Origin of the sequence: Shewanella sp. SP1S1-7 (assembly GCF_031932105.1) — a bacterium.
GTDB lineage: Bacteria > Pseudomonadota > Gammaproteobacteria > Enterobacterales > Shewanellaceae > Shewanella > Shewanella baltica.
In genome coordinates this window covers 100,407-123,377 of record NZ_JAUOEU010000001.1, presented here as the reverse complement: position 1 = coordinate 123,377, position 22,971 = coordinate 100,407, and the positions used below count along the sequence as shown (strand labels likewise).

The window sequence follows — 22,971 nt, the reverse complement described above, 5'->3', positions numbered from 1 at the left end:
TGATATTGAGCCTATGACTAAAGGAACCTCCCATGAAGGATTATCAAAAAATACTGGTTGTGGTTGACCCTACCACAGAGAATCAAGTTGCCCTCGCACGAGCGGTGACCTTGGGCAGTAAATGCAACGCTCAAGTCACTGTGTTTCTTTCTATCTTCGACTTTTCCTATGAGATGACTTCGATTCTGTCGAATCAAGAGCGCGAAGCCATGCGTCAAGGCGTCATAGATCAACGTCTCGCTTGGATCCAAGACTTACTCGCCGCTTATACTCATCTGCAACTCAATATCGATACCCAAGTCATTTGGCATAACCGCCCCTTCGAAAGCATTATTAATCATGCAATTTCAGGGCAATACGATTTGATTGTTAAAGGCACCCATGCCCACGACAAACTCAAAGCGGTGATCTTCACCCCAACCGATTGGCATTTAATGCGTAAAGCCCCTGTGCCTGTGTTGATGGTGAAAGCCCATGACTGGCCAGCGGCGGGCAAAATCCTTTGCGCTGTGAATGTGGCAACCGAAGATACCGATCATCAAATGCTTAACGGTAAAATCATCGAGCATGCGAAAGATTTAGCGGATAAGTTCTCTGCCGAAGTGCATTTAGTCAATGGCTATCCCGGTACGCCGGTAAACTTAGCCATTGAATTGCCGGACTTTGATGCCCAGTCCTACAACGAAACCATTCGCATGCAGCATGAGCAGCGCGTGAGTTACCTTGCTGGCGCTTATGATATCGATCCAAATCATTGCCATGTGAAAGAAGGTTTGCCAGAGGATGTGATCCCTGAGCTTGCTGAAAAACTCGATGCCGAATTAGTGATCTTAGGCACTGTCGGTCGCACCGGTTTTTCAGCGGCACTGATTGGTAATACTGCAGAGCATGTTATTGATAGTATCAACTGCGATTTACTGGCCATCAAACCCGACGGCTACAAATCACCGTTAGAAGAAGCCTAAGCGATACGCGGCACTTTACCCCGCCAAAGATAGCTGGAATAATACGCGCCCTGAAACTGAGTTACTGGGCGCTTTTTATGCTTGAAGCTATATCTGAAGTTACGGCAAATCCTATGTCTGAAGAATTATCAAAAAAACACACTACCCGTCTGAATAAATTACAGAAACGTCTGCGTCGTGAAGTGGGTAGCGCAATCGCCGATTACAATATGATTGAAGATGGCGATAAGATCATGTGCTGCCTCAGTGGCGGTAAAGACAGCTATGCGATGCTCGATATTTTGATGAATCTGCAGCAACGCGCGCCCATTCAGTTTGAAATCATTGCGGTTAATTTAGATCAAAAGCAACCCGGCTTTCCAGAGCACGTGCTGCCCGCTTATTTAGATAAGCTCAATGTGCCTTATCACATCCTCGAGAAAGACACTTACTCGATAGTGAAAGATAAAATCCCTGAAGGTAAAACTACCTGCTCCCTGTGCTCTCGCCTGCGTCGCGGCACGCTCTATGGCTTTGCCCAGCGCATCGGCGCCACTAAAATCGCCCTAGGCCACCACAGGGATGACATTATCGAGACCTTGTTCTTGAACATGTTCTTTGGCGGTAAGATGAAAGCTATGCCGCCAAAGCTACTGTCGGATGATGGCGCTAATGTGGTCATTCGCCCTCTGGCCTATTGCCGTGAAAAAGATCTCGAAGAATATGCCAACTTAAAAGAATTCCCGATCATCCCTTGTAACTTGTGTGGCTCGCAGGAAAACTTAAAGCGCGCCGCAGTCAAAGACATGCTTAATCAGTGGGATAGACAGTACCCAGGTCGTATTGAAACGATTTTCACAGCAATGCAAAACACCGCACCATCACAGGGTGTTGACCGTGAGCAGTTCGACTTTGTGTCATTAACACGTGACCCAGATGCACCTATGCGTGGTGATGTTGCCGAAGCCAATCTGCCCGCATTCGATTTCCTTGATATCGCCAACAGCGGCCGTATTGATTTGGATGCGGCAAAACGCATTGATATCGTTAACACTTATGAAGTCTAACTAAGTGTGAATTAGCGCCTTAGTCAGTAAAAGAAGTTAACCCAACGAAAGTATGCAAGATAAATTAGCTAAACAAAAATGCCCACATTAAGTGGGCATTTTTATGGCTACAAAATAAGTTAAGACTGCCGACACTATCTTTGAGCCCGCGCTTCTGAATCGATTTTTTCAAGATGCCAATTCAACGAGGCAAAGAGGATCACTTCACCCAAGGACTCAACACTAATGGCTGGGCACTGAAGCTTAGCGTAGTGATGTTTTCAAGCTCATTCGCGGCTAATTTATAACTGCCCTTAACGGCTTGTTCACGGCCATTAAGGTGTACATACACTTCTTGCTCGGGTTGGAATTCAAAGTTAAGGCCGGCAATGGACTCCCTAAAATAACGCATCGGGAAGCCTTGCATGGCGCCAAGCAGCGTGTCCATTTCGGTCACAATTTGCTGTAAACGCGCTTTATCGTACTCGGCTAATGTCTGCTTAGCTCTGACTTGCATCGCGATAGCGCATCCCTCAGCACTGCTAGCAAAATTGAGATTAACCAAGGCACGCTGATCTTTTAAATCATCATCTAAGGGAATAAATAACCGCTGAGCATAGGTATACGTCAGTGGCGTTGAGGTTTTTTCACTGGAAATAGAACCGCTTTGGATCAAACAGTTCTTTTGCATTGGAACACTAAAAGCCACTTCTACGAGTTGATAACCGCCCTTGTTGACTTGTTTTAACCTATCATAAAAACCTTTATATTCAAGGGATACAGTTTCAGCAGCGGCGCTAGTTGCCAGTAAACAGAGGCCACTAAACAACAGTTTTTTATACATCGACATTCACCAAATATTTTTCATTATGACGTAACATATCAAGCAGCTCATCAATATAAGCTTCTTGTCTTTCAGAATAATTCACGAGTCCGTAAATCAATTGATCCGCTGTCGGCTCTAGCTCCTGTGAGCGTAAATCGGCACGGATAGAACGAAATAGCGCATAGGCTGTATTGGAATTTAAATTACGCATGTAGGACGAAACGGACTCGTCGACCGATGAAAACACTCTCACCTCATGGCTCTTACCAGATCCCCGTGAAGATGGCACTATGCCGCAGCCAGCAGTAAAACACCATTCACCAAAAAAGTTAAAGCCTTCACGGGCAAAACGTGAGCTGCCCCAACCGGATTCATTCGCGGCTTGGATCAGCACCATAGATTCAGGCACAATATCGACGCGCTTTAGTAAGCTTGCTAAGGATTTAGCATCGACGTTTCGTGCCGCATATTGGTATTTGTCGAATAGCGTATTGAGTTGCCCGAGTTGGGTCTCAGATAAACTCTTGCCATTATCAACCAAAGCGAGCATTTCACTGACAAACTCGCGTTCCATCGAGATGATGGCATTCTGCTGCTGCACAATCGGCCGCAGAAAATCAAAAAAGGCTTTCTTCTTTTCGGTGATATCGTTGATCGCAGAAAAGTCAGGAACTTGCGTAACAGGATCGACAGCGTCAACGAGTTGGGTCGCAATGCTAGATGAATCATTCGTGTTGGGAATGATCCAAACGCGCAATGCAAAAATCGCCACTATGACCATGGCTAATGCCAATGTAAACGATCCGATTCTACCCGTTTTCAATAGTTCACCTTAAGTATGACGCCCGTATTGGGCAAATAAAGGGCGGATTATAAGCTATTTGTCAGATTTAACGAAATGTGCCCGCCGTCACTGTCATTAATCACGCATCTGGCTCATTAACTCAGGTACAATATTGCGCCTAAGTCGCGATTCTGAATCCGTGTATACGTGCTTGCCGTATGACAGTCGATAATAGATGCAAGCTTTCGACTGAGCTTTTATACTAAGGTTCCTTAACGCAGTTAAATTGCACAGTAGCGCTTACGTCATTGCGCTTTGTACTTAATCAGTGATGACAGTAACATTCATATTTTCGGGTATTCAGGAAGGAAGAACCCAGATGCAGCATTTGATGTTAAATCAATTTGAACGTGTCGTCGCCATTGGCGGAGGCCATGGTTTAGGCCGAGTATTATCGTCACTCGATTTTTTAGGCAGCCGTTTAACGGGAATTGTCGCGACCACAGATAACGGCGGCTCGACCGGTAGACTCAGAGCCGAGCAGGATTGTATTGCCTGGGGCGATTTACGCAACTGCTTATCCCATCTAGCCAATCGCCCTTCCGTCGGCTCACAACTATTCGAATACCGTTTCCAAGGTGAAACTGAACTCAGCGGCCATAATCTGGGTAATCTTATTTTACTGGCGCTTGATCAGCTGTGCGTTCGTCCATTAGAAGCCGTTAATCTCATCCGTAATTTACTCAAGATTGAAACCCGGCTGATCCCTATGTCTGAACAACCCACACACTTAGTGGCTCTGCAAGCCTGTGGTAGTAAAGTGTTTGGCGAGATCAATGTCGACAGTATGGATGAAGCACCTATCGCGCTCTGCCTTGAGCCACAGGTCGATGCAACTTTTGAAGCCTGTGAGGCCGTTCGACACGCAGATTTAATCATTTTAGGCCCTGGCAGCTTCTTAACCAGCATTATGCCGCCGCTGCTATTACCTAAGTTTGCAAAAAGCCTAGCCGCTACTAAAGCTCAAGTGATTTTTATCGATAACCTTGCAGAGGAAGCCTCACCCGCGGGTCGATTTAGTATTGAGCAACGTATCGCTTGGTGCCATCAAGTGATTGGCAAGCCCATCATTCACAAAGTGTTACGTCATGGCGAACAAACGCGTTTAGGACCACTCATTAACTATTTTCCGTTGAAGAATCGCCATAACCCGAATTTACATGATCAAGCGAACCTATTAGATGCATTAAGCGCCCTGCTGCGAATTAAATCTGAGCTCACGCTGCAATCGCAGGAGCCTCTCGCGCTTAGCTGCTAATCACTGAATAGCCCGCACATTCTGAAAAACATAAAGGACAGCAAATGCTGTCCTTTATGTTTAAGGCTAAAGAGAAATTCCTTTAACCTCATTCTATAACCTAATAAGCCTTACAATACTTGCGCTATCGCTTTGCAGATCACAGGCATATTGGTCTTAGTCATGCCTGCAACGCTAATGCGTCCTGAACCAACGATATAAACCCCAAACTCGTCTTTCAAACGCGCCACTTGGGCTTTGTTCAAACCAGAGAAACTGAACATACCATTTTGGCGAGAAATAAAGCTAAAATCCTGAGTCACGCCTTCAGCCTTTAAGCTTTCAACGAACAGGGTACGCATTTCGGCGATACGCTCACGCATCTCTTTGACTTCCTGCACCCACATGGCTTTCAGGGCTGCGTCATTTAAGATAGTGCTGACGATCAGCGCGCCATGTGCTGGCGGATTAGAATAGTTTGCACGTATGGTACGTTTCACTTGGCTAAAGGCACGCACGGCAGCATCAGCATCTTCAGCCACCACAGTTACGGCGCCGATACGTTCGTTGTACAAACCAAAGTTTTTAGAGAAAGAGTTAGCAACCAGCAGCTCCGGCACTTTTGATGCAACTAAACGCAGACCTGCCGCATCTTCTTCAATTCCAGCACCAAAACCTTGGTATGCAAAGTCAAACAATGGCACAAGTTTCTTATCGGCACACAATTGGGCTACGCGTTCCCATTGCGCCAAGGTTAAATCGATACCGGTTGGGTTATGGCAGCAACCGTGTAGCAACACGACATCGCCTGCACTCGCGTGAGACAAGTCCGTCATCATGGTATCAAAATCGATATCATGGGCTTCTGCTTTGTAATAACCGTATTCTTTAACGGCTAAACCCGCGGTTTCAAAAATATTTTGATGGTTGGCCCACGTTGGATTGCTGACCCAAATAGTGTGCGAATCGGTATTACGCAGTAAAAACTCAGCAGCAATACGCAGTGCACCTGTACCGCCCGGGGCTTGCGCTGTGGCAGCACGGCCAGAAGTGATTAATGCACTGCCCTCACCGAATAACAATGTTTGTACAACATGGTTATACGTTTGCACGCCTTCAATGCCTAAATAGTTTTTGGTCTTCTCTTGCTCAAGTAAAATAGCCTCGGCTTTTTTCACTGAAGCCAGCACTGGAGTTTGTCCAGCCTCATCCTTATAAATACCGACACCCAGATTAACTTTATCCTGACGGGGATCAGCCTTAAAGGTATCGGTTAAACCAAGAATGGGATCTGCGGGTGCGAGTAATACTTGAGAGAAAATCATGACTACGTATCCTAATTATGCGCGTGTAGGGGAAATTTCGGCTTATTTATACCACTGTCTTTAAGGGGGGAATAGCGACTTAAGCACCTTCTCAGGGAAATTCTTACGCCATTGTAGATTTAACAGTAAAAGTTCTATTTTTTTATGTAATTATAAGCATAAATGGGAAATTGCTTGAATAAAGTTATTTATAACATCTAGATCACAAAATCCTGTAATTTTATCTTGTAGAAAAGAATCGCGCTGACAACGCAATACTGAATGAATAAAATGTGAGCGGGATCTATAGCAAATTCTAACTTAGCCGAGTAATCATCTTAAATGGCACTTAGTAAGCCAGTGGCATTCGGCTTTGAGGATCTATAAAGCAAAAAAGCCCTGACATCAGTCAGGGCTTTTCTGTTTTTTGGTACCCGAGGCCAGACTTGAACTGGCACGCTGTTACCAGCGAGGGATTTTAAATCCCTTGTGTCTACCGATTCCACCACTCGGGCAAACTCTTTATATTAACGACGGGAATCGTGTCATTAATACGTTAATCTATGGAGGCGCGACCCGGAGTCGAACCGAGATCGACGGATTTGCAATCCGCAGCATAGCCATTCTGCCATCGCGCCCAAACTGCCAAATTTATTAAAATTTGGAGCGACATATCGGGTTCGAACCGATGACCTATACCTTGGCAAGGTATCGCTCTACCAACTGAGCTAATGTCGCCTATAATTGCGCTTAATCATTAGAAGCCATGCTAGGCATGCTTTCCCCTGACTGCGGATTGGCATTCTACCTATTTAGACCTCAGAGTCAATCAACAATTTTTAAAAAATGATCTAAGCCGCATCGTTTGCCCAATAAACCGCCACAAGTCAGCAAAGTTGATGTTTCCTTCATCAATTTAGGCTTTTTTGCCGATACTGACGCCGATGCGGCAGATGATTAAGTGAGGCAGAAAAGCTGTGGTTGATTGTGAGGATTGAGTCGAACTCAATTAAATTGCCTGAGTATAGAAAAACAAAAGCGCCCTACTGGGCGCTTTATGTGAAGATTATGCGCAGTTTTGAAGACTCCACATAACTTACGCTGGTGATTTACACAGCTAACTTATGCTGGTAGAGATAGCGTCGTTAAACCTAACATAGTTTGCATTACGCCAACTACTTGGCAGCTGTAACCAAACTCGTTGTCATACCATACATAAAGAATGGCACGCTTGCCTTCTGCGATAGTCGCTTGTGAATCAATCACGCCCGCGTAGCGAGAACCCACTAAATCGCTCGATACAATCTCAGTAGAGTCGGTGTAATCGATTTGATTTTGTAGTGGTGATTGCAACGCCGTATCTTTCAGGTACTCGTTCAGCTCATCTTTACTGGTTTCAGCATTCAAGTTCATGCTGATGATGGCCATAGAGACGTTCGGCGTTGGCACACGAATCGCGTTACCGGTTAACTTGCCCGCTAAGACTGGCAGTGCTTTAGCAACGGCTTTAGCGGCGCCTGTTTCAGTGATTACCATGTTTAATGGTGCACTGCGGCCACGGCGATCAGCGGTGTGATAGTTATCAATCAAGTTTTGATCGTTGGTATAAGAGTGAATCGTCTCAACGTGACCATTCTCAATACCATATTTATCATTCACGGCTTTCAGTACCGGCGTAATGGCGTTGGTCGTACAGCTTGCCGCAGAAACGATAATGTCTTCTGGGGTAATGTCGCCTTCATTCACACCGTAAACGATGTTCTTGATTGCGCCTTTTGCAGGAGCTGTAAGCAACACTTTGCTCGCGCCTGGGCTCTTAAGGTGTAAACCAAGACCCGCTTCATCTTTCCAAATACCTGTGTTATCAACAACGAGTGCATCGCTGATATCGTATTTAGTGTAATCCACTTCATCAGGCGAGTTCGCGTAAATCACTTGGATATAGGTACCGTTGGCGATGATGGCATTGTTCTCTTCGTCAACTTCTACAGAGCCATTGAAAGGACCATGGACTGAGTCACGGCGCAATAAACTGGCACGTTTCTCTAAATCACCTTTCTTACCGCCACGTAGTACGATAGCGCGCAATCTTAACTTATTGCTGCGACCTGTGCGTTCAATCAACAGGCGTGCTAATAAGCGGCCGATACGGCCAAAACCATACAGCACGACATCACGCGGTGCGACATCATCAGCATGGTCGATGGCATCGGCCAACTCTTTTGCCATATAGTTTTCAATTTCGCTGACATCGGTGTGATCGCGCCAGTAATTGACTGCAAGCTTACCAATATCCACTTTACATTGTTTAACTGCGAGTTTGCTCAAAGCTTGAACGAAGGGGAAACTCTCGCGTAAACGTAATTTTTCACCGACATGACGACGAACTAAACGGTGCGCTTTAATGATTTCAATCGTAGAAGCATTGAGTAACGGCTTGCCGTAGACCACGACTTCAACGCCTTGGTTACGGTACAACTTGCCTAACAAAGGCTGCATTGCCTCTGCCATTTCAAAACGTTCTTGCCAACTTTGTAGGTGTTTATCAGCGCTCATTTACAGATCCTTTATCTCACTTTTCAATAAAATGTACTGAAAGGTTTGAGTAACATGACGAAAAGACCAATAATCTAATGCGGGTTTTAGGGAAAACCCTGTTTTGGTCGGCGCCATTGTAATGAAAGTCGCGCTTTGTTGCCAGTAAGATATTTTCTGTAAATCTGTAATTTTATTAGAAAAATTATCGTTTGGAGAGTGTTTTGAGACAAAATCTAGTAATAATTACATCATTTACCTTAGGGATGAGCCTTTTTGGTCTTTTCGGTTGTGATAATGACCGAAATATCTCAGCAATTTGTAAAAATAATCCTGAAATTTGTGCCGATTTGCATAAGGATGGCTGGTGTTTGGCCGAAAAAACCAAACTTATCCAGAACCGCTACGAATTAAAAGACAACGAAAACCCCACAGGCAAACAACTCTACCTGCAATTGACCTATCTTGAGGATTACAGCCGCTGCATTGAACTCGCCTCTGGCGTGCAGCATATCATCCACACCAATCGCACCGCTGATAGAGCCAGAGCCTTTAGATTAAGCACCCAGAATTTAAGCTTGCTACAAGATCAAACCCGCGAGCGACAAGATCCTTTCATGTCCTATTACCAATGGACTCGCTTTGGCGATACCGCAGCGCTAAATAGATTATTAGAGCATGAAAACGCCGGCGAAGTGACTGACCCTTTCCTACTTGCCCAAGTCGCAACTTACTACAGCAATCGAAATGCCATCAAAGCGCAACAACTCTATCTTAAGGTCTTTGCAGACATCCAATACGATAATTTCGACGTTAACTGGTTACTTGGGCTCGCATCAGCTTATCGCCAGCAGCAGGTATTCGATAAAGCCTATATGCTGACGAAGGCAAATTTACTACTTACGCAGCAGAAGTATTCAGAGGAAAAAATGCTAGCCTTGCTCGGTGGCAATAAAACGCTGGCGACTGAACTCGATTTAAAAGCCCAAGCTCTTATTGATGCGCTAAAAAACGGGACTTATTCTCAGAGTCCAGTAAGACAATGGCTTGATCCTCACGCGGTTGACCAAGCGCCTACGGCAACCGAGGCTGTACCACCTGCGCTTGTCGAAGAAACAGACTAAGCAACCGATGGCAAAATGTTTGCCATCTTGTAATTTTTTACCCAATTAACGCGTAAAAAATGGCGATTTCGCGACCGATGTAAAAAAAATACCTAATTTGTTAATCAAGACAGCGGTAAAATGCCGATTTAACTTGACGATAGCTGTCAGTTTGGTAATTTTACTACCAGTTGAATTTTATAATCACCAGAGGGATATGAGATGACTATCCGTGTAGCAATAAATGGCTATGGCCGTATCGGTAGAAACGTATTACGCGCCTTGTACGAAAGCGAAAAAGCTTATCCAATCAAGATTGTCGCTATTAATGATTTAGGCGACGCTTCAATCAACGCTCACCTGACAAAATACGATTCTGTTCACGGTCGTTTCAATGCCAAAGTTGACCATGATGCCGAAGCTATTTATGTGAATGGCGACAAGATCCTCACTTTCCAAGAACGTGATCCTGCAAAACTACCATGGGCTGAGTTGCAAGTAGACGTGGTGTTCGAATGTACCGGTATCTTCACTTCTAAAGAAACTGTTCAACCGCATTTAACCGCTGGCGCGAAGAAAGTGATTATTTCTGCTCCAGGTAAAAACGTCGATGCCACAGTTGTTTACGGTGTGAACAACAACGTACTGACGTCGGACATGACAGTGATTTCAAATGCTTCTTGTACCACTAACTGTTTAGCGCCTTTTGCTAAGCCGTTAAATGACGAGATTGGTATCGAATCAGGCCTGATGACCACGATTCACGCTTATACCAACGATCAACGTTTATCTGACGTATACCACACAGATTTACGTCGTGCTCGTGCTGCAGCACTGTCAATGATCCCAACTAAAACTGGCGCAGCAGCAGCTGTAGGTTTGGTTGTACCTGAATTACAAGGTAAATTCGACGGTTTAGCGGTTCGTGTACCTACAGTTAACGTATCACTGGTGGATTTATCTTTCATCGCTGCCCGTGATACGACAGTTGAAGAAGTGAATGCCATTATCGAACGTGCTGCCAGCGTTGCGCCATTGAGCGAAGTATTAGCAGTAAACAAAGAGCCATTGGTGTCTATCGACTTTAACCACAATGCGTTCTCTTCAAACTTTGACGCCACTCAAACCCGTGTAAACGGCCGTTTAGTGAAAGTGATGTCTTGGTATGATAACGAGTGGGGATTCAGTAACCGTATGTTAGATAACGCGGTTGCACTGATGAACGCAAAGTAATCTAGTCACTAGATCCTGCGTTACTCAATCAAGCCTCGCATTTGCGGGGCTTTTTATTGCCTTAGTTTTAATAAAAACAACAGCCATAAAAAATCCCCACTCTATGGCGGGGATTTTTATCAAACAGAGAAAAAGCTAAAGAACGGGCTTAGGCATTACCCTTCACTTTCATATTCAGTGTCTTGGCAAAATCCAGCATGCGCGTCAGCGGGATCAGCGCTTTAACTCTTAAGTCTTCATCCACAAAAATCTCATGGGTGGTTTTATCGCTGTCGGCGAGTGACGCTTCAATGGCCTGTAGACCGTTCATCGCCATCCAAGGACAGTGGGCACAGCTCTTACAGGTTGCACCGTTACCGCCGGTTGGCGCTTCGATTAAGATTTTACCTGGCGCCGCCTGCTGCATTTTATAGAAAATGCCGCGATCGGTTGCCACGATAAAACGCTCATTTGGCATAGTCTGCGCCGCTTTGATCAGCTGACTGGTCGAGCCAACGGCATCGGCCATCGCCACCACACTGGCTGGTGACTCAGGATGCACAAGGATAGCTGCATCTGGGTAAACGCTTTTCATATCGCGCAGCGCGTTCGATTTAAACTCGTCGTGAACGATACAATCGCCCTGCCACATCAACATTTCGGCGCCCGTCTGTTTAGCAATATAACTGCCTAAATGACGGTCTGGTCCCCAAATGATCTTTTTGCCTTCGCTGTCTAAGTGCTCAACGATTTCGAGGGCAATGCTAGAGGTCACCACCCAGTCGGCGCGCGCTTTAACGGCAGCCGAAGTATTGGCGTAAACCACCACAGTATGATCAGGGTGCGCATCGCAGAAAGCGCTGAACTTATCGATTGGACAACCTAAGTCCAATGAACAAGTGGCTTCTAAGGTCGGCATTAAAATGGTTTTTTCTGGGCTCAAAATCTTGGCGGTTTCGCCCATAAACTTGACCCCAGCAACGATTAAGGTTTTTGCTGGGTGATCGCGGCCAAAGCGCGCCATTTCTAAGGAGTCTGAAACGCAGCCGCCGGTTTCTTCGGCAAGGGCTTGGATTTCAGGATCGGTATAATAGTGGGCAACCAGAACGGCATCTTTTTCAATGAGCAGTTGTTTGATACGCGCCTTATAATCGGCTTTTTGCGCATCGGACAAAGGAACTGGCTTAGGCGGAAACGGGTAATCAATGGTTTCTATTGTTGGAGCAAATGGGCTGGGGGCAAACTGACTCATAACACATCCATCAGGATAACTACGTCCGGGAATTATACGTAATTGGGATCAAAAGATTAACCCATTTATGCAAAGCAAATAAAAAAGGACGCTCTAAAGCGTCCTTTTACTGTCAAATCTGCGTGCCAGCGGCTTAACGCATGGCTAATAACATCTCTTGCGGCTGCTCCAGATATTGTTTCCACAGATTACAGAAGCGAGCAATGGTGCCGCCATCGATCACTCTGTGGTCGCCAGACCAGCTCACTTGCATGATTTGGCGGGCTTCGACTTCCCCTTTCGCGTTAAAACGCGGCAAGGTTTGCAATTTACCTAAGGCGACAATCGCCACCTCAGGTTTGTTGATAATAGGCGTTGCCACTGTGCCACCTAAGGCGCCAATGTTAGAGATGGAAATGGTACCGTCTTTCAGATCCGCTGGTGCCACACGGCCACTGCGGGCGGCTTGGGTCAGGCGGGTGATTTCTGCCGCCACTTCTAAAATACTCTTATCCTGCACGTCTTTGATGTTGGGCACCAAGAGACCAACTTTAGAATCCACCGCCATGCCGATATTGTGGCGCGCCTTGTAGGTCAACTCAGTGCAATCAGCATTCACTTGGCTATTCATCACAGGGAACTGACTTAACGCGAGTGACATCGACTTCATGAAGAAAGGCATCATGGTCAGCTTCACTTCATCGGATAAATACTTCACTTTCATGCTTTCACGCAGTGCAACTAAGTCTGTTAAATCAAACTCTTCGCAATAGGTAAAATGCGGAATGCTCGACACAGATTCCACCATCATGCGTGCCATCACAGCTTTTACGCCACGAATCGGCTCAATCGTGTCAGCACGTTGAGTCTCTGTAGATGTTTGGACTTGGGTTTGAGATGCTTGCGTCGCTTGAACTGGCGCCTCTTTTACCTGAGTCGCACTTGGAGCAGAAACATTGCTCGCGCCTTGTTGGAAGCGAGTGATGTCTTCCTTATACACACGGCCGTGCTTTCCTGTGCCAGGTACTTGGCTCAAATCGATATCTAACGACCGCGCCATACGACGAACCGCAGGGCTGGCTAAAGCTTTACCTTGGCGAGCAGGTTCTGCATTCACAGTCTGCGCTGTTGGTGCCGCATTGGCCACAGTATCAGTGTTTGTTGCTGCAGGTGCAGAAGCCGCTAGTTCAACTTCAATGGCAAATAAAGGCGCATGCACTTTAGCTAGCTGACCTTTGCGATAATGCAGTTTGGCAATTTTACCCGCTTTAATGGCAGGAATTTGCACCAGCGCTTTATCTGTCATCACGTCGGCAATCGGTTGATCTTCCTCAACCCAATCACCTTCACTCACTAACCATTCAACGAGTTCACATTCAACAATGCCTTCGCCGATATCCGGTAGTAAGAACTCTTCTATGCTGACGGATGAACTGGATGACGTATTGACAGTTGTTGCCGCCACAGACTCAGTCACTTTTGCAGTCGTCGCAGCAGGTTCAGTCGCAGATTCTTCACCCGCGATTTCAACGGCACCTTCAATTTGTACGGCATAGAGCGGCGCATGCACTTTCGCAATATCGCCCTTAGCGTAATACAGCTTAGTGACCACACCCGCAAAAGGCGCAGGGATTTGCACTAGGGCTTTGTCTGTCATGACATCGGCAATCGGCTGATCTTCAACGACTGTGTCGCCTTCTTTGACCAACCATTCAACCAATTCACATTCCACTACACCTTCGCCAATATCCGGCAAAATAAAATCTTTAATCATACCGGACTCCTAGAAGGTCACTGATGCTTTGATGGCTTCAAACGTTTTGAACGCATCAGGCATGTATTCTTTTTCATGAATCAGTGGGTACGGGGTATCTAAACCACAAACGCGGCTGATGGGCGACTCGAGATACAAGAAGCATTCTTGCTGGATTGTCGCGGCAATTTCACCGGCAAAACCACCTGTTAATGGCGCTTCATGGTTAACCAGCAAACGTCCTGTCTTTTTAACTGAATCGGCAACGGTATCGATATCCCAAGGTGACAAGGTGCGTAAATCAATAATTTCGCAGGAGATCCCTTCTTTAGCGGCCATGTCGGCGGCTTTTTCAAGGATTTCCATTTGCGCGCCCCACGCCACTAAGGTGATGTCTTTACCTTCGCGAACCACTTCAGCCTTGCCCAGTTCAATTTCATAATCGCCCGCTGGCACTTCGCCAACCGATGCGCGATATAAACGCTTAGGCTCAAAGAAGATCACTGGGTTTTTGTCACGAATTGACGCCAGCAGCAGGCCTTTAGCTTGCTCAGGATTACGTGGTACAACGACTTTTAATCCCGGTGTCTGGGTAAAATAGGCTTCAGGTGATTGCGAGTGATAATGGCCGCCAGCAATGCCGCCGCCATATGGCGTACGGAACACTAATCCACCGACATCGAATTCATTACCGCTACGGTAACGGAACTTAGCCGACTCGTTGACGATTTGATCAAATGCCGGAAAGATATAATCGGCGAATTGGATTTCAGCCACAGCAGTCATGCCATTTGAGGCTAAACCATTGGCAAAACCGGCAATACCTTGCTCTGTCAGCGGCGTATTAAAGCAGCGATCGCGCCCGAATTTTTCTTGAAGACCGGAGGTGGCGCGAAATACCCCGCCAAAGTGGCCCACATCTTCACCAAAAACCACCATGCGTTCATCGGCTTGCATGGCAATCGACAAGGCCTCATTGACGGCCTGTAACATATTCATTTCAGCCACGGCTTATAGTCTCCCTGCACTTTTTGGATAGGCTTGCGGATATTTCTTGATATGTTCTTTAAGCTCGGCGAGTTGCTTTTTCAGCACTGGCGTCGGCTTGTCGTACACATCTTTAATAATTTCATCCAGCATAGGCACAGGAATTTTTTCAGCCACTTTTACCGCAGCCAATACTTCTTCACGATATTTTTCATGCAGTTTCACATCATCCGCTTCAGCCAACCAACCTTTGTTGATAAGCCATAATTTGAAGCGTTTAACCGGATCGTGTTGCTGCCACTTGGCTTCTTCATCTTTCGAGCGATAGCCTGATGGGTCGTCTGATGATGAATGTGCACCGAGACGGTAAGTCATGGCTTCAATCAGCACAGGCGCATTATGCTCAATCGCATAGGCGCGGGCTTGCTGAGTTGCCGCTAACACGGCCAGCATGTCATTGCCGTCAACACGAATGGTGTGCATGCCATAACCCACACCGCGACTCGCAATACCGTTACCGGCAAACTGCTCTTCAGTTGGGGTTGAAATGGCGTAGCCATTGTTACGGCAGAAGAAAATCACTGGGCATTTCAGTACCGCGGCCATGTTTAGGCCAGCATGAAAATCCCCTTCCGATGCAGCGCCTTCGCCAAAATAACAAACCGCGACTTTGCGCTTACCTTGCATTTTTAAGCTATAGCCCACACCCGTCGCCTGCGGGATTTGTGTCGCAAGGGGTGAAGAAATCGTTTGATAATGCAATGCCGCACTGCCGTAATGGATTGGCATTTGGCGACCTTTACCGAGATCTTTCTCGTTACTGAACATCTGATTCATAAACTGTTCAGTGGTAAAGCCGCGATAACGCAACGCCGCATGCTCACGGTATTGCGCGAGGATCACATCTTCTTGATCGAGAGCGGCCACACTGCCGACAATCGCCGCTTCTTCACCCGTACAGGTCATATAGAAGCTGATGCGCCCTTGACGCTGGGCACCTAACATACGTTCATCGAGTACCCGAGTGAATACACAGGTATCGTAAATTTTAGTGGCTAAGGTTTCATCTATCACAGGCAAAACCGCGGTTTCATAAGTGGTGCCGTCGGCTTGTAGAATTCGAAGGATAGGAATGTGTAGCGATGCCTTATCCAAGAAGCCGACACGGTGCACTGTATCAGTGTTGAGTGTTGCTTTGCTCATATTGTGCTCTTGTTATCTCATTACGCACCAAAGCGTTTTGATGCGTCTGTTTATACGAATATGCCCGACGAACATTACGTTAACGTAAACTACCTATCAACCATTGGCATAGCTCAAACCACAAGTTATCCCTGCCTCGCATGTATATATTGCTTTACAAGCCTAACGCACGTCCGCATTCACCGCAGGGATCAGGCAAATCACAGTGCGATTGCCAATAGGCACTTTGGCATTAGGGAACACGACAGACTCAAACTCATGTTCCACTTTAATTTCTTGCCCACCTTCCCGCGCTAAGACAAAGCCCTTCGGGAAAGATCTGAAGTTTTCGACATCGGTTGCGAAGGTAAATTCAAAATCATCGAAATGTTTATTGATGACCCGGCACACTTGATACAAGTTAACCTTATCGGCATCAAATGCATCCAGCTCCAACGGCTTAGCGGTGATCAAGCGCATAAACATTTCATGGGTCGCGATAAAACGCGTCATGTCGTTCTGCCCCATGGGATAGACTTTGCCAAGCTCAATGGTAAAGGCATCGGCGCCGTAGTGTTCGGAGGAAAAATAGCTGAAGGTCGTGGTCGGTTCGTGGTGAAAAAGAACCGTATCAACGCCGCTAGCGGCTAAAAACATGATTTGCTCGCCGCTAAAGGCACGCCCTGGACGATAGGGATAGATAGCGAACTTTTCATGCTTCGAGGCGCGCATCGCCGTGTGCAGATCATAATGAATGCGCTGACGACCATCGGCAGCCGCGGTATAAAAACGGTCGACATAGGCTTCGAGTTTTTTGGCGCGCACTCGCTCAGGATTGACTAATCCCGGAGGATTGGAATGCTCACCACTAAAGAGACGGTTCATGTTCTCATCGATAATCCGCGTGCCGTTATTAATCGCTAATGGATTACCAATCAGGAATAAAGTGCGCTGTTTCGCGATGATCTTTTGCTGTAAAAGCTGCTTAATTAAGCCATTGCAGAGTTCAATGGGCGCGGTCTCGTTACCGTGAACACCGCAAGAAAGGACAACATCTTTTCCTTCATTCTGGGCGGGCTCAAAAACGATAACGCCGGTATCCCACACTTCAACTTGGGTATGGTCGCCTAAGCTAAATGTAAACTCGCCATCGAACTGTTCAGGATGGGCTAAGGTGAGCGCTAAAAAATCCTTTGAATCTAACAGAGCTTGTAACACAGAATTCTCCTTATAATGGTGTGTAACAGTAACGGCGCAATAGCATCAGTGCAGATAGCAATAACCACTCAAGCATTCATCTCACCGCGGTTAGGCTGACTCGCACCTTAAAAAGCGGCTTCAATACTAACACATGTTTTTAATGCTGTTCTCAGACATTTATCGCCATAGGACCCAGTTTTGAACGGAATAAGATCAACGCGGCGCTTTGCTACGGCGAGTGTAAATTTTCCATCACCTTATCGAAAAATCGTCCTGCATAAATATTCCTGCTAGAGGCTTGCTTTTGCGCGCGAGTTTTATCACAATTCTTAGCCATCTAGACTTCTATTGGATTTAATTATGGCGTTAGCAACCTTTGGTGCCGGCTGTTTCTGGGGCGTAGAGTATTTTTTTAGACAAGTGAATGGTGTATCGAACGCCACCTGCGGCTATATGGGCGGCAATAATAGCGCGACCACCTATGAAGAAGTCAAAAAGGGCAAAACGGGCCACGCCGAAGTGGTACAAGTGGAATTTGACCCTGCCTTGGTCAGTTATGAAGACTTGCTCGAGGTATTTTGGAAAAACCACAATCCAACCAGCCTAAACATGCAAGGTGGAGATATAGGCACTCAATACCGCAGCACGATTTTCTTCCATGACAGTGAACAAAAAGCCGCAGCAGAAGCCTCAAAATTAGCTTTTGCCCGATCAGGTCGTTGGGGATTACGCCATATCGTGACTGAAATAGTGCCATTGCAGCAGTTCCATGTGGCAGAGGAATATCACCAAAATTACATTGATAAGAATAATTTACCGAGTTGTCATATCGAGTACTAAATACAGTCAAATCAGCATGAGTTTAATACTCATAACTGACATTAGACACAAACAAAAACGCACTCAAAACTGAGTGCGTTTGTTTTTTGATACTTTATAAACCTACTGCTGCATTAAGCGTTCAGCGCCTTATCAATTAATGCCTGCGCATCTTTGATAATTTCAGCTAAATGCTGCTCACTGATAAAACTCTCACCGTAGATCTTAAATAACGCTTCCGTGCCCGATGGACGCGCCGCAAACCAACCATTCGCCGTAGTCACTTTGATGCCACCAATGGCCGCATTATTGCCCGGCGCATGGGTTAACACGTTTTCGATTGTCTCACCCGCAAGCACAGTGGCATTTAAGGTTTCTGCATTCAATAACGCAAATTTGGCCTTGTTTTCAAGACTAATTGGGCTATCGATACGCTTATAAAAGCTTTGGCCAAATTGTTTTACTAGCTCTTGATGGCGTTGACCTGGAGTTTTACCTGTCACCGCAAGAATTTCTGCGGCAAGTAACCCTAGAATAAAGCCGTCTTTATCTGTACACCACGTAGTGCCATCACGGCGTAAAAATGCCGCGCCAGCGCTCTCTTCACCGCCAAAGGCGATGGTGGCTTCGGCTAAACCATCGACAAACCACTTAAATCCCACAGGCACTTCGAGTAATTTTTTGCCGTGGAAAGCACAGATTTTATCGATAAGCGCACTCGATACTAAGGTTTTACCTATGGCTAAGGTGTCGCTCCAATCCGGTCTGTGTGTCAGTAAATAATCGATAGCGACCGCAAGGTAGTGATTAGGATCCATCAAGCCGGTACCTGGGCAGACAATGCCGTGGCGGTCATAGTCAGGATCATTGCCAAGGCATAAATCAAAGGATTCTTTATGGGCGAGTAACCCTGCCATCGCATAGGGAGACGAGCAATCCATGCGGATTTTGCCGTCTTTATCCAGCGGCATAAAGCTAAAGCTTGGGTCAACTTTATCATTGACTAAGGTGATATCGAGCCCATAACGCGCGGCAATCGGTGCCCAGTAGAAAATCCCTGAACCACCGAGCGGGTCAACACCGATACGCAGCTTAGCGTTGGCAATCGCCTGCATATCGATAACATTTTCTAAATCAGCCACATAGGGCGTTACCAAATCAATGGCGTTGACATAGCCTGAGGCCAGCGCTTCGGCATACGCTAATTTTTGCACGCCAGCTAACGCTTGGCGTAAGTAATCATTGGCACGCGACTCAATCCAAGCCGTGATATTACCTTCGGCCGGTCCACCATGGGGTGGATTGTATTTGATCCCGCCATCTTGAGGCGGATTGTGGGAAGGCGTGATAATCAAACCATCGGAAAGAGGCGCACCTGTGATATTTGCTTCGCGATTGGCGCAAATCACTCCATGGGACACCACAGGCGTTGGCGTGAAACCATCATTCTGCTGGATATGCACAGTGACTTTATTTGCCGCCAGCACTTCAATGGCCGATAAATAAGCGGCGTAGGATAACGCATGGGTGTCAATCCCGAGGATCAACGGCCCATTGATATTCACCGATTGGCGATAATCCACCACAGCTTGGGTAATCGCCCAAATGTGTTGTTGGTTAAAACTGCCATTAAAAGCGCAGCCTCTGTGCCCAGAAGTGCCAAAGGTAACGCGTTGTTGTACGTCATCCATATTTGGCGTGATGCTGTAATAGTGGCTCATCAGTTTTGGAATATTGACCAGATCCGTCTGATTAGCGATTTGTCCTGCCCTTTGATGTATTGCCACCTATGGCTCTCCTGCACTCAATTACAATTAAAAACAATGGTTAAACTTAGCTCAATAGCTGATGAAACGGCTCACCCGCGGATTAAACGCGCTCGGCGATGCCAGCTGCAACCGTTGCATCACAGCCAAATTGCACTAAGACTTCAGATAAAATGGTGCGTTTCTTGGCGGTATTGTTGTTGCTTGTCACCCAGAAACCACTGGTACCGATTTCTTTAGGATTCGCCGATGCGCTCGCTTCCAGTAATTGCTCTTTAGAGCGGGCAAAATACAAACGATCGCGCCCTTGGATCTGCAGAATTTGCGAGAACTGCTCTGGGGCTAATTGATACAGACTTTCGAGCAAAAAGAGGAAACGCCCTACCGCGCCTTTTTGTTGCGATAACAGATGTTCATCGACTAAGCGACTGAAGTCATTCACAGCAGGTGCAGCTTGCACCGCCACAGCTTGAATCGGCTCAGCCTCTAAACTTGGTTGGCTTATCGCCAAAGGCTGAGGATGTTCGACCGCATCGACGGACAGGCCGAGTAATCGACGAAGAATGTCAGAGGCGCTCTCACCAATACGTTCTGTTTTGCTGGCAATATGACGATAGAGCTCTTCATCAACTTCGATATATTTCATAACCTTAATTATCCTTTGTTATTCGACAGGCTTAACCGAAAAAAGTGTATCACAGCGATCGGGGCAGATCATTGCGATCGGTTACCAGTGTATCCATGTCTATCAATCTGATAAAGCGCCATTATTCTAAAAATGCGTGAAATAGCACAGCAAACTAGCAGATAATCGACAATTGCCGAAAAAGCGCCCAAGTTAATCGCCGCATATACGCTAAAGTAGCAACTGACTTGTCAAGCCAACGGCATTAAGGGCACAATTCGCGCCACGTTAAGCTAAACATATTCAACAGGAATCACCATGAACTTTGTTTCTACAGGCCAAGGACCCGCAGTACTCTTGATCCACGGCTTGTTCGGCAACCTAGATAACCTTAAAGGCCTAGGGCAAGTATTAGAAAGCCAGTATCAGGTTATTCGTGTCGATGTGCCCAATCATGGTTTAAGTGAACATTGGGATGAGATGGATTACCCTCGCCTCGCCACGGCCATGGTTGCATTACTCGACGAACTGGCTATTGAACGCGCCCATATTGTGGGTCACTCCATGGGCGGTAAAATTGCCATGGCGACGGCGTTAGCTCATCCAGAGCGCATTATCAGCATGGTGGCAGCAGATATTGCCCCCGTCGCCTATGAGCCCAGACATGACTTAGTGTTTGCCGCATTAGAAAGTCTGCCCTTAGAAGGTCATACCGACAGACGCTTTGCCCTTAACCACTTAATAGACAAAGGTATCGATGAAGCCACGGCGCAGTTTTTACTCAAAAACCTGCAGCGTACCGATACTGGCTTTCGTTGGAAGCTGAACTTAATTGGGCTAAAGGCTTGTTATCCCAATATTATTGGTTGGCACAATCAGGCGCCAAATCCAGTACAAAGCTATAGCGGCCCGAGTCTATTTATTCGTGGTGGTGACTCAAATTATGTCACTGGTGAACACAGAAGCGCTATCATGGCGCAATTCCCTGCGGCGCAGGCGAAAACCCTCGAAGGCTGTGGTCATTGGTTACATGCACAGAAACCCGCCATCTTTAACCGGATTGTGTCTGAATTTATTGACAAACAAGCAATGTAAATCAGCAGCAAACTCGACCTAAAGCATATGGCAGCCGCCATCTTGATGTGATATATTCGCGCCTCTTTTGGCCTTAGAACACTCTCGAGGACTAAGAAAGTATGTTATCTCAGTACATGGAACAAATTGAAACCATCGGCCTGAACCTGTTTTTTGCCTCGATATTTTTCTTTATCGGCATGGCCATCCACGATGTGCTTAAACAAGGTAACGTGCCGAAATTTGGTCGATTTATTGTTTGGTTAGTGTTATTTCTCGGCTGCGCCGGGTTTATTGTAAAAGGTATTATCCAGATCACTTGGGAAGGCTCAGGGATCGGTTAACAATAAGAACATGGCAAAAGAAGCGACAGACAGAACCACCATTGACCTTTTTGCCAATGAAAAGCGCCGGGGCCGCCCACGAAGTAATCCTTTGTCCCGTAGCCAGCAGCTTAAGGTCAACAAACGCAATCAAATCCAGCGCGATAAAGCCAACGGATTAAAGCGAATAGAGTTAAAGGTGTCACAAGATTTGTATGATGCCTTGAATGAGCAGGCATTGGCCAGTAACATCAGCCGTAGCCAGTTAATCGAATTAATTCTTCAGCAACAAGTTGAGTGCTGAACGAGTACCAGCAAGATTAACCTAATAAGTGAACTAGACATTAAAGGATAGACAATGGCAACTGTAGGTCTTTTTTTCGGTAGCGACACAGGTAACACCGAAGCCGTAGCCAAGATGATCCAGAAAAAACTGGGTAAAAAAATGGTTGAGGTGAAAGATATCGCCAAAAGTACCAAAGAACAGATTGCAGAGTATGACTTGCTGCTGTTCGGCATCCCAACCTGGTATTACGGCGAAGCTCAATGTGACTGGGATGATTTCTTCCCTGAACTAGAGCAAATTGATTTTACTGACAAACTTGTCGCTATTTTTGGTTGTGGTGATCAAGAAGACTACGCTGAGTATTTCCTTGATGCCATGGGCATGGTTGGCGATATCGTTCAGGCGCGTGGTGGTATCATCATTGGTCACTGGCCAACTGCAAGCTACAACTTCGAAGCCTCTAAAGGTCAAGTTGATGACGACCACTTTATTGGTTTAGGTATCGATGAAGATCGTCAGCCAGAGCTGACCGAAGAGCGTGTCGATGCTTGGGTTAAGCAAATTTACGAAGAAATGTGCTTAGCTGAATTAGAAGACTAATTGGGCTAACTATTCGATTAAAGCGGCCTTAACGCCGCTTTTTTTATGCTTATATTTCTACTTGTTTCAATTAT

21 protein-coding genes and 3 tRNA genes are annotated in these 22,971 nt (G+C 46.3%); 10 read left to right on the top strand and 14 right to left on the bottom strand.

Annotated elements, in window-relative coordinates; all coding sequences use genetic code 11:
- Positions 1-32: 32 nt before the first annotated feature.
- Entirely contained in the window at positions 33-965 is a 933-nt protein-coding gene (gene uspE / locus Q4Q49_RS00520; protein WP_311998362.1) for a universal stress protein UspE, read from the top strand.
- 77 nt (positions 966-1,042) lie between these two features.
- Positions 1,043-2,011 carry a tRNA 2-thiocytidine(32) synthetase TtcA gene (gene ttcA, locus Q4Q49_RS00515; protein WP_259579844.1) on the top strand — a complete coding sequence of 323 codons (969 nt, stop codon included), beginning with the start codon at positions 1,043-1,045 and terminating at the stop codon, positions 2,009-2,011.
- A 199-nt stretch (positions 2,012-2,210) separates the two neighbouring features.
- Here ttcA and Q4Q49_RS00510 read toward each other — a convergent pair whose 3' ends face one another.
- Both Q4Q49_RS00510 and Q4Q49_RS00505 read right to left on the bottom strand, forming a co-directional pair.
- On the bottom strand, positions 2,211-2,834 hold the full coding sequence (locus Q4Q49_RS00510) for a DUF2987 domain-containing protein (protein ID WP_107404483.1): 624 nt from the start codon (positions 2,832-2,834) through the stop codon (positions 2,211-2,213).
- The gene (locus Q4Q49_RS00505; protein ID WP_311998361.1) at positions 2,827-3,639 is read right to left on the bottom strand and encodes a glucosaminidase domain-containing protein; all 813 of its coding nucleotides are present in this window, start codon (positions 3,637-3,639) and stop codon (positions 2,827-2,829) included. The genes Q4Q49_RS00510 and Q4Q49_RS00505 overlap by 8 nt, the downstream gene beginning before the upstream one ends.
- 340 nt (positions 3,640-3,979) lie before the next feature.
- Between Q4Q49_RS00505 and Q4Q49_RS00500 the strand changes: the two genes are divergently transcribed.
- Positions 3,980-4,918 (top strand): YvcK family protein, encoded by a 939-nt coding sequence (locus Q4Q49_RS00500; RefSeq protein WP_107404482.1) that lies wholly within the window; start codon positions 3,980-3,982, stop codon positions 4,916-4,918.
- A 110-nt stretch (positions 4,919-5,028) separates the two neighbouring features.
- Here Q4Q49_RS00500 and Q4Q49_RS00495 read toward each other — a convergent pair whose 3' ends face one another.
- From Q4Q49_RS00495 to Q4Q49_RS00475, 5 genes are all read right to left on the bottom strand, one after another.
- Positions 5,029-6,222: an amino acid aminotransferase gene (locus Q4Q49_RS00495; protein ID WP_311988758.1), complete on the bottom strand. Its 1,194-nt coding sequence runs from the start codon at positions 6,220-6,222 to the stop codon at positions 5,029-5,031.
- Between the two features lie 407 nt (positions 6,223-6,629).
- Positions 6,630-6,716 (bottom strand) — tRNA-Leu (locus tag Q4Q49_RS00490).
- 49 nt (positions 6,717-6,765) lie between these two features.
- A tRNA-Cys gene (locus tag Q4Q49_RS00485) sits at positions 6,766-6,839 on the bottom strand.
- 24 nt (positions 6,840-6,863) lie between these two features.
- Positions 6,864-6,939 (bottom strand) — tRNA-Gly (locus tag Q4Q49_RS00480).
- 384 nt (positions 6,940-7,323) lie between these two features.
- Complete coding sequence (locus Q4Q49_RS00475) at positions 7,324-8,757, bottom strand: glyceraldehyde-3-phosphate dehydrogenase (protein WP_011839899.1); 1,434 nt, start codon at positions 8,755-8,757, stop codon at positions 7,324-7,326.
- 203 nt (positions 8,758-8,960) lie between these two features.
- Here Q4Q49_RS00475 and Q4Q49_RS00470 point away from each other — a divergent pair, with 203 nt between their 5' ends.
- Entirely contained in the window at positions 8,961-9,860 is a 900-nt protein-coding gene (locus tag Q4Q49_RS00470; RefSeq protein ID WP_311998360.1) for a DUF2989 domain-containing protein, read from the top strand.
- A gap of 201 nt (positions 9,861-10,061) precedes the next feature.
- Positions 10,062-11,072, top strand: a complete 1,011-nt coding sequence (gene gap, locus Q4Q49_RS00465; RefSeq protein ID WP_006081590.1) for a type I glyceraldehyde-3-phosphate dehydrogenase — start codon at positions 10,062-10,064, stop codon at positions 11,070-11,072.
- A gap of 148 nt (positions 11,073-11,220) precedes the next feature.
- On the opposite strand, the gene nadA is transcribed toward gap, so the two are convergent.
- The 5 genes from nadA to astE form a co-directional block, all read right to left on the bottom strand.
- The gene (nadA, locus tag Q4Q49_RS00460) at positions 11,221-12,303 is read right to left on the bottom strand and encodes a quinolinate synthase NadA (protein ID WP_006081589.1); all 1,083 of its coding nucleotides are present in this window, start codon (positions 12,301-12,303) and stop codon (positions 11,221-11,223) included.
- A gap of 133 nt (positions 12,304-12,436) precedes the next feature.
- Positions 12,437-14,056: a dihydrolipoyllysine-residue acetyltransferase gene (locus tag Q4Q49_RS00455; protein ID WP_311998359.1), complete on the bottom strand. Its 1,620-nt coding sequence runs from the start codon at positions 14,054-14,056 to the stop codon at positions 12,437-12,439.
- A 9-nt stretch (positions 14,057-14,065) separates the two neighbouring features.
- A complete protein-coding gene (locus Q4Q49_RS00450) occupies positions 14,066-15,043 on the bottom strand; it encodes an alpha-ketoacid dehydrogenase subunit beta (RefSeq protein ID WP_006081587.1) in 978 nt (325 codons plus the stop codon).
- Between the two features lie 3 nt (positions 15,044-15,046).
- Positions 15,047-16,225, bottom strand: a complete 1,179-nt coding sequence (locus Q4Q49_RS00445) for a thiamine pyrophosphate-dependent dehydrogenase E1 component subunit alpha (RefSeq protein ID WP_212600537.1) — start codon at positions 16,223-16,225, stop codon at positions 15,047-15,049.
- Positions 16,226-16,387: 162 nt separating this feature from the next.
- Positions 16,388-17,422, bottom strand: a complete 1,035-nt coding sequence (astE, locus tag Q4Q49_RS00440) for a succinylglutamate desuccinylase (protein WP_311998358.1) — start codon at positions 17,420-17,422, stop codon at positions 16,388-16,390.
- Between the two features lie 342 nt (positions 17,423-17,764).
- Here astE and msrA point away from each other — a divergent pair, with 342 nt between their 5' ends.
- The gene (gene msrA / locus Q4Q49_RS00435) at positions 17,765-18,244 is read left to right on the top strand and encodes a peptide-methionine (S)-S-oxide reductase MsrA (protein WP_012587710.1); all 480 of its coding nucleotides are present in this window, start codon (positions 17,765-17,767) and stop codon (positions 18,242-18,244) included.
- A 113-nt stretch (positions 18,245-18,357) separates the two neighbouring features.
- Here msrA and pgm read toward each other — a convergent pair whose 3' ends face one another.
- Both pgm and seqA read right to left on the bottom strand, forming a co-directional pair.
- The gene (gene pgm, locus Q4Q49_RS00430; RefSeq protein WP_311998357.1) at positions 18,358-20,010 is read right to left on the bottom strand and encodes a phosphoglucomutase (alpha-D-glucose-1,6-bisphosphate-dependent); all 1,653 of its coding nucleotides are present in this window, start codon (positions 20,008-20,010) and stop codon (positions 18,358-18,360) included.
- Between the two features lie 82 nt (positions 20,011-20,092).
- A complete protein-coding gene (seqA, locus tag Q4Q49_RS00425; RefSeq protein ID WP_311990021.1) occupies positions 20,093-20,635 on the bottom strand; it encodes a replication initiation negative regulator SeqA in 543 nt (180 codons plus the stop codon).
- A 297-nt stretch (positions 20,636-20,932) separates the two neighbouring features.
- Here seqA and Q4Q49_RS00420 point away from each other — a divergent pair, with 297 nt between their 5' ends.
- The 4 genes from Q4Q49_RS00420 to fldA all read left to right on the top strand — a co-directional run bounded on the left by Q4Q49_RS00420 (position 20,933) and on the right by fldA (position 22,897).
- Complete coding sequence (locus Q4Q49_RS00420; RefSeq protein ID WP_226058571.1) at positions 20,933-21,709, top strand: alpha/beta fold hydrolase; 777 nt, start codon at positions 20,933-20,935, stop codon at positions 21,707-21,709.
- 101 nt (positions 21,710-21,810) lie between these two features.
- Positions 21,811-22,032: a DUF2788 domain-containing protein gene (locus tag Q4Q49_RS00415; RefSeq protein WP_006081578.1), complete on the top strand. Its 222-nt coding sequence runs from the start codon at positions 21,811-21,813 to the stop codon at positions 22,030-22,032.
- A gap of 10 nt (positions 22,033-22,042) precedes the next feature.
- Positions 22,043-22,315, top strand: coding sequence for a LexA regulated protein (ybfE, locus tag Q4Q49_RS00410; RefSeq protein WP_006081577.1), 273 nt, complete (start codon positions 22,043-22,045; stop codon positions 22,313-22,315).
- A gap of 54 nt (positions 22,316-22,369) precedes the next feature.
- Positions 22,370-22,897 carry a flavodoxin FldA gene (gene fldA / locus Q4Q49_RS00405; protein WP_006081576.1) on the top strand — a complete coding sequence of 176 codons (528 nt, stop codon included), beginning with the start codon at positions 22,370-22,372 and terminating at the stop codon, positions 22,895-22,897.
- Positions 22,898-22,971 lie beyond the last annotated feature (74 nt).

What these genes read in the sequence shown, in the direction of transcription:
- uspE (WP_311998362.1), top strand. Translation starts at nt 33, where the DNA reads ATGAAGGATTATCAAAAAATACTGGTTGTGGTTGACCCTACCACAGAG.
- ttcA (WP_259579844.1), top strand. Translation starts at nt 1,043, where the DNA reads ATGCTTGAAGCTATATCTGAAGTTACGGCAAATCCTATGTCTGAAGAA.
- Q4Q49_RS00510 (WP_107404483.1), bottom strand. Translation starts at nt 2,834, where the DNA reads ATGTATAAAAAACTGTTGTTTAGTGGCCTCTGTTTACTGGCAACTAGC.
- Q4Q49_RS00500 (WP_107404482.1), top strand. Translation starts at nt 3,980, where the DNA reads ATGCAGCATTTGATGTTAAATCAATTTGAACGTGTCGTCGCCATTGGC.
- Q4Q49_RS00495 (WP_311988758.1), bottom strand. Translation starts at nt 6,222, where the DNA reads ATGATTTTCTCTCAAGTATTACTCGCACCCGCAGATCCCATTCTTGGT.
- Q4Q49_RS00475 (WP_011839899.1), bottom strand. Translation starts at nt 8,757, where the DNA reads ATGAGCGCTGATAAACACCTACAAAGTTGGCAAGAACGTTTTGAAATG.
- gap (WP_006081590.1), top strand. Translation starts at nt 10,062, where the DNA reads ATGACTATCCGTGTAGCAATAAATGGCTATGGCCGTATCGGTAGAAAC.
- nadA (WP_006081589.1), bottom strand. Translation starts at nt 12,303, where the DNA reads ATGAGTCAGTTTGCCCCCAGCCCATTTGCTCCAACAATAGAAACCATT.
- Q4Q49_RS00455 (WP_311998359.1), bottom strand. Translation starts at nt 14,056, where the DNA reads ATGATTAAAGATTTTATTTTGCCGGATATTGGCGAAGGTGTAGTGGAA.
- Q4Q49_RS00445 (WP_212600537.1), bottom strand. Translation starts at nt 16,225, where the DNA reads ATGAGCAAAGCAACACTCAACACTGATACAGTGCACCGTGTCGGCTTC.
- msrA (WP_012587710.1), top strand. Translation starts at nt 17,765, where the DNA reads ATGGCGTTAGCAACCTTTGGTGCCGGCTGTTTCTGGGGCGTAGAGTAT.
- seqA (WP_311990021.1), bottom strand. Translation starts at nt 20,635, where the DNA reads ATGAAATATATCGAAGTTGATGAAGAGCTCTATCGTCATATTGCCAGC.
- Q4Q49_RS00420 (WP_226058571.1), top strand. Translation starts at nt 20,933, where the DNA reads ATGAACTTTGTTTCTACAGGCCAAGGACCCGCAGTACTCTTGATCCAC.
- Q4Q49_RS00415 (WP_006081578.1), top strand. Translation starts at nt 21,811, where the DNA reads ATGTTATCTCAGTACATGGAACAAATTGAAACCATCGGCCTGAACCTG.
- ybfE (WP_006081577.1), top strand. Translation starts at nt 22,043, where the DNA reads ATGGCAAAAGAAGCGACAGACAGAACCACCATTGACCTTTTTGCCAAT.
- fldA (WP_006081576.1), top strand. Translation starts at nt 22,370, where the DNA reads ATGGCAACTGTAGGTCTTTTTTTCGGTAGCGACACAGGTAACACCGAA.